The 8,183-nt window shown below is 58.4% G+C and carries 8 protein-coding genes and 1 pseudogene; 6 read left to right on the forward strand and 3 right to left on the reverse strand.

Going from position 1 to position 8,183, the window contains the following annotated elements; all coding sequences use genetic code 11:
- Positions 1–251 (forward strand): annotated as a pseudogene (locus ACXAH8_RS22965) (FAD binding domain-containing protein); the annotation flags it as partial.
- Positions 252–301: 50 nt separating this feature from the next.
- Here ACXAH8_RS22965 and ACXAH8_RS22970 read toward each other — a convergent pair.
- Together ACXAH8_RS22970 and ACXAH8_RS22975 are read right to left on the reverse strand one after the other, a co-directional pair.
- A complete protein-coding gene (locus ACXAH8_RS22970) occupies positions 302–1,192 on the reverse strand; it encodes an FAD:protein FMN transferase (RefSeq protein ID WP_475220828.1) in 891 nt (296 codons plus the stop codon).
- Positions 1,189–3,252, reverse strand: coding sequence for a 4Fe-4S binding protein (locus ACXAH8_RS22975; protein ID WP_475220829.1), 2,064 nt, complete (start codon positions 3,250–3,252; stop codon positions 1,189–1,191). Before ACXAH8_RS22975 ends, ACXAH8_RS22970 begins: the two co-directional genes overlap by 4 nt.
- Positions 3,253–3,452: 200 nt before the next feature.
- Here ACXAH8_RS22975 and pqqA point away from each other — a divergent pair, with 200 nt between their 5' ends.
- From pqqA to pqqE, 5 genes are read left to right on the forward strand one after another with little or no spacing between them, the layout of a single operon-like run.
- Positions 3,453–3,560, forward strand: coding sequence for a pyrroloquinoline quinone precursor peptide PqqA (pqqA, locus tag ACXAH8_RS22980; protein ID WP_152460716.1), 108 nt, complete (start codon positions 3,453–3,455; stop codon positions 3,558–3,560).
- Positions 3,561–3,586: 26 nt separating this feature from the next.
- Entirely contained in the window at positions 3,587–4,474 is an 888-nt protein-coding gene (gene pqqB / locus ACXAH8_RS22985; RefSeq protein WP_475220830.1) for a pyrroloquinoline quinone biosynthesis protein PqqB, read from the forward strand.
- A complete protein-coding gene (gene pqqC, locus ACXAH8_RS22990; RefSeq protein WP_475220831.1) occupies positions 4,471–5,199 on the forward strand; it encodes a pyrroloquinoline-quinone synthase PqqC in 729 nt (242 codons plus the stop codon). The genes pqqB and pqqC overlap by 4 nt, the downstream gene beginning before the upstream one ends.
- Complete coding sequence (pqqD, locus tag ACXAH8_RS22995; RefSeq protein ID WP_475220832.1) at positions 5,196–5,483, forward strand: pyrroloquinoline quinone biosynthesis peptide chaperone PqqD; 288 nt, start codon at positions 5,196–5,198, stop codon at positions 5,481–5,483. The genes pqqC and pqqD overlap by 4 nt, the downstream gene beginning before the upstream one ends.
- On the forward strand, positions 5,480–6,559 hold the full coding sequence (gene pqqE, locus ACXAH8_RS23000; protein ID WP_475220833.1) for a pyrroloquinoline quinone biosynthesis protein PqqE: 1,080 nt from the start codon (positions 5,480–5,482) through the stop codon (positions 6,557–6,559). Before pqqD ends, pqqE begins: the two co-directional genes overlap by 4 nt.
- Before the next feature lie 487 nt (positions 6,560–7,046).
- Here pqqE and ACXAH8_RS23005 read toward each other — a convergent pair whose 3' ends face one another.
- Entirely contained in the window at positions 7,047–8,033 is a 987-nt protein-coding gene (locus ACXAH8_RS23005) for a helix-turn-helix domain-containing protein (RefSeq protein WP_475220834.1), read from the reverse strand.
- Positions 8,034–8,183: the final 150 nt, after the last annotated feature.

Consider the following 8,183-nt stretch of genomic DNA (forward strand, 5'->3'; position numbering starts at 1 on the left):
TTGCATTGGTCGGTGTCTACGTGGCGCGGTTTGCGGATGGTGTCCGCGTGACCGTGACCGGCGCCAGCGAAGACGGCGTGTTCCGGTGGGCCGAGGCCGAAGAGGCCCTGAACAAATCCTTTAGCACCGAGGCACTGATGGGGCTAAGCGTCAACCCGATGAACATGATCGCCGACTTGCATGGCAGCAAAACCTACCGCGCGCATCTCGTCAGCGTCATGACAAAACGTGCCGTCCAAGACTGCGCATAAACACAAAAACAACAAACCCTAAAGCCCCGGGCAAAACCTCGGGGCTTTTGCTATGAGTGGAAGGTCCGGACAGACCCATTCTGGTGAACACAAATTACAGTGGTGCTCTTGGGTGTCCGATCCAGGATGGTTTGAATTTCACCCTCATCTGCATGGCAAAGCGCCGTTGACAATGCATCTGCCGATGTCGCGTCTGCAGCCTGAACGCTGACCGTCGCCCATTGCGGTGGGTGCATGGTTTTTGGATTCAGAACATGAAATTGACCGCCACCCAGTCGCAACGCACCTGGGCTGGAGGTGGCAATCGCTTGATCTTTGAGCGTCCGGGTCTGAACGATCCCGTGTTGAGGGTCGGAGACGCCAAGGGTCCAGTTGCGCCCTGCGGCGTAGTACTCACCGATATTTACCAATACGTTCCCCCACCCCGCCTGGCGCAGCACCTCTGTGACCAGATCCGTGGCGTAGCCCTGCGCAATACCATTCAGCGTCAGTGCCTGGCCGGCATCCAGCGCAATACGATCAGGCGAAACCCGAACCCGGTCCCATCCAAGGGCTTTGCGCGCGGCACTGAGGTCTCCATTCTGCGCCGCTGCCTGCCACAAGGGTTGAACGGTCGGATCAAAACGCCCATCGGTCTGACGGTAGGCGCGATCGCAGGCCTGCAGCAGCGCAATCATTTCCGGCGCGGGTGCCTGCAGGTACCCTGAACGGTTCAACCGAGACAATTCCGAACTCGGGCGATAGAGACTGAACAGTGCTTCGCAGCGTTCAAGCTCTGCTCGGATACGGACTATGGCGGGTTCGGCAACGTCCGGGGACGCGTCAAAGGTTAGGCTGACTTCTGCGCCCAAAGCGTAGCCCTGCCATATTGTGGGCTGGGCCGCGGCCGGAGTGGCCAGCGCGGCGGCAGAGATGGCAAGGAAGCGGCGGCGGCTTATCATTCGGCGGCGACCTCTCTGGCTTGGCGTCGGGCGGCGACAATCAGGGGTACGCATTTCGTGCTGTCGTCATGGATCGTCACGCAGTCAAGGCATTGAAAGCATTCGTCATATTGGATACGTCCGCTCTTTGCGATGGCCCCGTATTTGCATTTGACCTTGCACAATTGACACGGAGAGCCGCATTCCGCGCGCCGGTCGATCCAATCGCGCCCGCGCAACAGCCCTCCGATCGCCATGAAAGCGCCAAGCGGACAGACATAGCGGCAAAAACCCTTGAACAACACCATTCCGAGGAACAGCCATCCCGCCGCATAGGCCACGTAATACCATTCGCGTACAAAGAAGGTGGTAACCGCAGTCTTGAACGGCTCGACCTCGGCAGCTTTGTCCACTTGATCGGGAGCGACGAACACAACGCCCACAAGACCCGCGAGGATGACGTATTTCAGCCATTTCAGGCGTCTGTCCCAGGCGTCGGAAGGCTCAATTTGCGGAAGGCGCAGGGCTTTGCCGAGGTGATGCGCGAACTCCTGCATTGCTCCGAAGGGGCAAAGCCAACCGCAGAACAGCCCCCTACCCCATGCGATGAAACCGGCGATGGACACCACCCAGATCAACAGGGAAAAGGGGTCATACAGAAGGAATGCGAAACTGCCGCCTTCGAACGCCGTTCTGAGTGTTCCAAGAACGGTGACGATGGACAGTTGCCCTTGCCCCCACCATCCGACAAAACCGATGACAACAGCCAGTACGCCCAAGCGAAGGGGCGTGAACAAAGGCTGCGCCGCCAGTGCATTCATGCGAAAGCTGAGAGCGGCGACGAGACCTGTCAGGAAGAGCCCAAGAACGATCATGTCACCCTGACGGTTGCGCAGCGCCTCCAGCCATGGCGGGACCGGCGTGATCTGAACCGGGCGGGTAAAGAACCGCTCGGGCGTGACATGCGGCACCTCAAGCGTGACTGAGCCTGTTTCAGGCTGGAACATGCCGTGTTCGCGAACAGCCAGCACCTTCAGAACCCAATCGCGCGAGGGATCAAAGCCCAGCCTACGGTCCGTGCGCAAGATCATGGCGGTGCCATCGGGCAGACCATCGGCCAGCTCCACGAACAGATCGGCGTCGCGCAGGGCAACCGGGAAACCGTCCTGTTCTGCCGACAACCAATCTGGCGCGGTATTGCGCACGAAGTCCTCGCTGACCAAACCGTGGCGCGCGGTTTCGATCACCAGGATCGGTTCATCATTGTCCGAGATTTCAAGAAAGCTCCGGAGGTCGTCGAAACTGTCCTCGGCCAGCGCGGCGCGGGCGATGGAGGTAGGCCCCAAATCGACAACCCAGATGTCCAAGAACGGCTCATCTGGATACTCCTGCGCCTCGGGGTCGTCATCCTCCCACAGGGTGCCTGCGAACAAGGCGTCGACCTGCGCGTTGGTGTAGGTTTTGCGCGTGGCGATGCCCTGATCGACGAGATCCTGCCAGGTCAGGTCCTCTTGGTGCTCCGGGTCAGGAAAGGCGGGCGGCGCAGTGGCCAGCCCCTGCATCTTTTCGCGGGCCACCGCCAGAGCGGCCCCCATAACGGATTCGTGGGCAATGCGCACGCTGGCCGTCGCCTTGGTGACGCCATCCAGATAAACAAGCTGTGAACCCGCCGCCGCATCGCCATAGGGCGTTCCCACCACAATCGAATCCGAAATCGACAGCCCGCCATATTGTTCAAAGAATTTGTGAAACGGGGCCTCACCCAGACCCGAGACAAAGATCGGCTCGTTGTGTTCGATCAGTTGGACGTCCAGAAAGCGCCCCTCAAGGTCCAGCACCACCAGCATGTTGATCGGCGCTCCCGAAAACCCCGGCAAGGGGGCCAAAGGTTCGGATTCAAACACATATCCGGCCTCACTGCCGCCCGAGTTCAGCAGGCTGTAAACCCCGTCATCGTTCAGCGCATCGCCCAGCGAGAATGGGGCGCGGATATAGGTTTCGATCTGCTCGCGCGGCAGAGGCTCTGCCTGAACCGACAGGCCGCTGAAAAGCAAAAACACAAGTAACAGGATCGCGCGCATGTGCGTGAGACTATATTTCCACCTGCGCCCATGACATTCGACGAAAGTCCTAAGTCCCGCCTCTACGACCCCAAGGCGGTTGACGCAGCCGCCCCGGCCCCTCAACACTACATCCCATTCCTACGACCAAAGGAGCATTTTCCGAAAATCGCGCCGGTAGTAGGTTTTCAACAACGCCAGTCATTCATCGGGAGGACACTATGACCTGGAGCACACCGAAGCTGAAAGAAGTGAACTGCGGTATGGAGATCAACATGTATTCTCCGTCCGAGGACGAAGGCCGCGAGTACGAGCCCGACCTGTTCTGATCACGTAAAAGCAGCGGAGGCCCAAAGTGCATTTCCTGGTTCTTGGGGCTTCTGCAGGTGGCGGTTTGCCACAATGGAACTGCGGTTGCCGGAATTGCGAGGACGCCCGTAAGGGCAAGATCCCGACCTCCGGCCAATCCTCGTTGGCGGTGTCTCCGGATGGCCTGAATTGGAGCATCCTGAACGCCTCGCCCGATATTCGCCAGCAGATGCTGGACATCCCCAAAATGCACCCCCGCGCGCTGCGCGACACGCCTGTGGCCTCGGTCCTGCTGACTAATGGGGATATCGACCATATCGCCGGGCTGCTCAGCCTGCGTGAACAGACCCCTTTCACCCTGTTTGCCACGGGCGATATTCTGGATGTGCTGTCCCAGAACCGGATTTTCGACGCGGTCAACCGCGAGAAAGTGGACCGCCGCCAGATTGCCCTGGGTGATGAATTCACCCTTCAAGAGGAGTTGCAGGCGCAGCTTTTTGCAGTGCCCGGCAAGGTACCCTTGTTCATGGAAGGCGACAGCGTCCAGACCGATCTGCTAGGCGAACAGACCGTAGGTGTCCGGCTGACCACCGCCGATAAGACCGCCTACTACATCCCCGGCTGCGCGCAGGTGACCGATGACCTGTTGGCCCGAATTGCGGATGCCGATCAGCTGTTCTTTGACGGCACGCTTTGGGATGATGATGAGATGATCCGCACCGGAACCGGAGCGAAAACCGGGCAGCGGATGGGCCATATCTCGATCAGCGGACCCGAGGGGTCGATCGCCCGACTGCAAGACATCCGCGCGGCTAAAACCTTCATCCACATCAACAACACTAACCCTGTTCTGCAACCCGACAGCCCGGAACGCGCTTTTGTGGAAACCGCAGGCTGGACCATCGCCTATGACGGGCAGGAGATCACGATATGAGCCGCGACACTCTTGAGGCCCGCCTGCGTCAGATCGGGGCTGAGCGTTATCACGACAAACACCCGTTTCATCACCGGCTGCACAGCGGGGAATGCACCCCCGATCAGGTGCGCGCCTGGGTGATCAATCGGTGGGCCTATCAGGCAGCGATTCCGATGAAGGATGCCGCCTTCATGTCGCGCTGCACTGATCCCGATATCCGGCGCGAGTGGCGATCCCGCATAGAAGACCACGATGGCGGCGTGACCGAGGGCGGCGGCATCCGGCGCTGGTTGAAACTGGCCGAGGCCGTAGGGCTGGACCCCGACTATGTCGCCTCGGGCCGCGGTATCCTGCCCGCAACCCAATTCGCCGTCGACGCCTATGTGCATTACGTGCGTGAAAAGCCCCTGCTGCAGGCGGTCGCGTCTTCTCTGACCGAGCTGTTTGCCCCCAAAATCCACGAACAGCGGATTGAGGGCCTGTTGCAGCACTATGACTTCGCCAATTCCGACAGCCTCTCCTATTTCCAAAAACGTCTGACCCAAGCCCCCAAGGACGTAGCATTCGGCCTGAACTGGGTTTTGGACCATGCCAACACAGAGGAAAAAGAAGATATGGCCTGCGAGGCGCTGATCTTCAAAACCAACGTGTTGTGGGCGCAGCTGGATGCGCTTTGGTCCGGATATGTAGAGCCTGGCCTAGTCCCGCCCGGTGCGTGGAAACCGGGGGAAGGCCTGCTATGACGCTTGAGCTGCACCAGACCGACTGCCCCTACCTGCCGCGCGGCGTGCGGGTTCAGCGCGACACGGTGCGTGACCGCATGGTCCTGCAGGCCCCGGAAAAGGTAATCGAACTGGACGATATCGGCGTCGCCATCCTGTCGCGGGTGGATGGGAAGACCTCGTTTAGCCAGATCGTCACTGATCTTGCCACCGCTTACGGCGCCCCTGCCGATCAGGTCGAAACCGATGTTCAACACTTCCTGCAGGCCCTGCGCAGCCGCCTCTACGTTTTGGTGCAGTCATGACCGCCCCAGCCCCCATCGCGCTTTTGGCCGAACTCACCCACCGCTGCCCGCTCAGCTGCCCTTATTGCAGCAACCCGGTCGAGCTTGAACGCAAAGAGACAGAACTGGACACCCAGACCTGGGTGGATGTATTCCAGCAAGCCTTCGACATGGGCGTCTTGCAACTGCACTTGTCGGGGGGCGAACCCGCTTCGCGCCGCGATCTCGAAGACCTGACCGCGCAGGCCGCCCGTATCGGACTTTACACCAACCTGATCACCTCCGGTATCGGGCTGACCCCCAAACGGCTGGACCGGCTCGAGGCGGCAGGGCTGGACCACATCCAACTGTCCTTGCAGGGCACAAACGCCGCTCTGGCCGATCGCATCGGCGGCTATCGCGGCGGCTTTGACCGAAAGATGGTCATCGCCAAGGAGATTGGTGACAGGGGCATCCCGCTGACCCTGAATGCGGTCATGCATCGCCACAACCTGGATGATCTGGATCGCACAATCGAAATGGCCGTTGAGCTGGGTGCCCGAAGACTCGAGGTCGCCTGCGTGCAATTTCACGGCTGGGCTCTGCCGAACCGCGCCGCACTGCTGCCGACGCTTGAGCAGACCCAGGCCGTGAAAGACACCGTTGCCCGCGCCAGCAGGGACTTGCGAGGCGTCCTGGCCATCGACTTCGTGCCACCCGACTACTACTCGGACTATCCCAAAGCCTGTATGGGCGGTTGGGGTTCCACGGGTCTGAATATCACGCCCAACGGCACCGTCCTACCCTGCCATGCGGCGCAGACGATCACCCATCTGGAATTCGAGTCCGTGCGCGATAAACGCTTATCGGACATCTGGAACCACAGCAGCGCCTTCAACGCGTATCGGGGGACCGATTGGTTGCCCGAACCCTGCCAAAGCTGCGAACGCAAAGAGATCGACTTTGGAGGTTGTCGTTGTCAGGCGATGGCGTTAGCGCAAGATGCCGAAGCCACCGATCCCGTTTGCAAAAAGTCACCGCTGAATAGCCGGGTCAAAGACGTTTTGGACGCCATGTCAGCCAATCCTGAAAGAGACTTCATCTATCGCAAAGCGTGACCCCCAACCAAGTTCTATGGCGGGCAGAAATATCTTAGGATATCTGTTGTAGCGGATTGCGGCACGCCGCAAATCCTTGGATCTGCAGAGCATGATTTCGTTCCAGTTACGCCCTTTGTAGTGACCTTGGTCGTATTTGACAGCCGGCTTGCGTCGCCTTCGACCTTCGAAACAGGCCTGCATCCCTTTTTCTTTCGACGCATATCAGATGCCGGTCAGCGTCTTAGCCACGGTCTCCAATCAGCCAGTCAACATCTGACACGCTGCTAAGCAAGGCCCGAATGCCGATTTAGTCGCTAGCGTGCCCAGCAGTAAAAAAGGTTTACCGGATGCCCTTGGCTATCACAGATATCGTGCTACTTCATCTTCGCGCCACGATAGGCGCAGCCAATCAGGCGTCCACGCCCTCGTTTTTGAACGCCAGACTGTTCGCTATTAGGTGCTTTTGCGCATCCAGAAACTACACGCTGAATTGAGAGCTCTTGTTCTATTCACACCCAAGATACCGCCGCTTCCGGCTCTCTTCGGGAGTAGATTTGCAATGTTTGAAGAAGCTCCGGGACATGGCGGCACGAGACGAAAACCCAGTCGCGGCGGCAACTTCTGCAAAGGGCATGTCCGTGTATTTAAGCAAGATCCCAACCCGCTCCAAACGCAACTCTTTGTAAGTGTCCAGAAGCTTCGCATTTGTTTTGCTGAGATATCTTCTTTGAAGCTGCCGGACAGACGTACCGACTGTCGCGGCAAGTTCTGAAATGCTCAACGGGTCTTCGATATGCTTCATCATGGTCGCCAGCGTATGAATGACCACCTCGTCCCCTTTGGCTTCGCCGATGAGCCGATTGGCAATTTGACTCTCGGTTTTCTTCCCTGGCTCGCTCAAACCGACATATCTGCGTAGCGCATCAGCTATATGTTGACCGTGATCATCCGAAACGAGCTCAGAAAGTAATCCCAGAGCACTGATGCGGGTATTGGCGCTGTGCAATCGACCATCTGACGCCAGGCAAGTTGATGCCCCGCAGCTGACAATTCCCTGTTCAAAAGCAGCCGCTTCAAAAGTGGCATGCACTGCAGCCGCCCTAGGTTCAGAGCCTGCAATCTGTGCCAGCAACATCACGGCGCCGCCGACCAAAATCACTCTGGGTGACAGATTCATCACTTGCGAAACCCAAAGCTTCTGGTCTCCTGCGGGACACCATGCAGTCTCCAAATCGCCCCAGAACACCGCAGTCCGCCCAGCCCAATCAAGTGGTCCACCAACTTTGTCGGTAGCAACAACACGTGCTGTAACCACATAGGCTTTTTTAGCGATCAATGTGTTCAACGCATGGAAAAACTCCACGACCAATTCTGCTGATGCCCTATCCTCTTGGCAGCGCAAAATGACTTCGATGTGATGAGGGCGATCTTTTGCCACGTTGGCGATTTGAGGTGCACCTGCGTGACAATTTTGTATGACATAATGCTTCATCAGAACCACCAACTGGTTTTTTTGGGTCAGGTGAGAGAAACATTGTTCCCTTCAATGACCCCCGCCTTTCGGCGGGGTCTTTTAGTTTTATTCTGCGGCTTCTTCGTAAGCTTCCATTGGTGGGCATGTGCAGACGAGGTTTCGGTCTCC

The sequence above is a fragment of the Ruegeria sp. ABV3_008 genome (assembly GCF_056161185.1).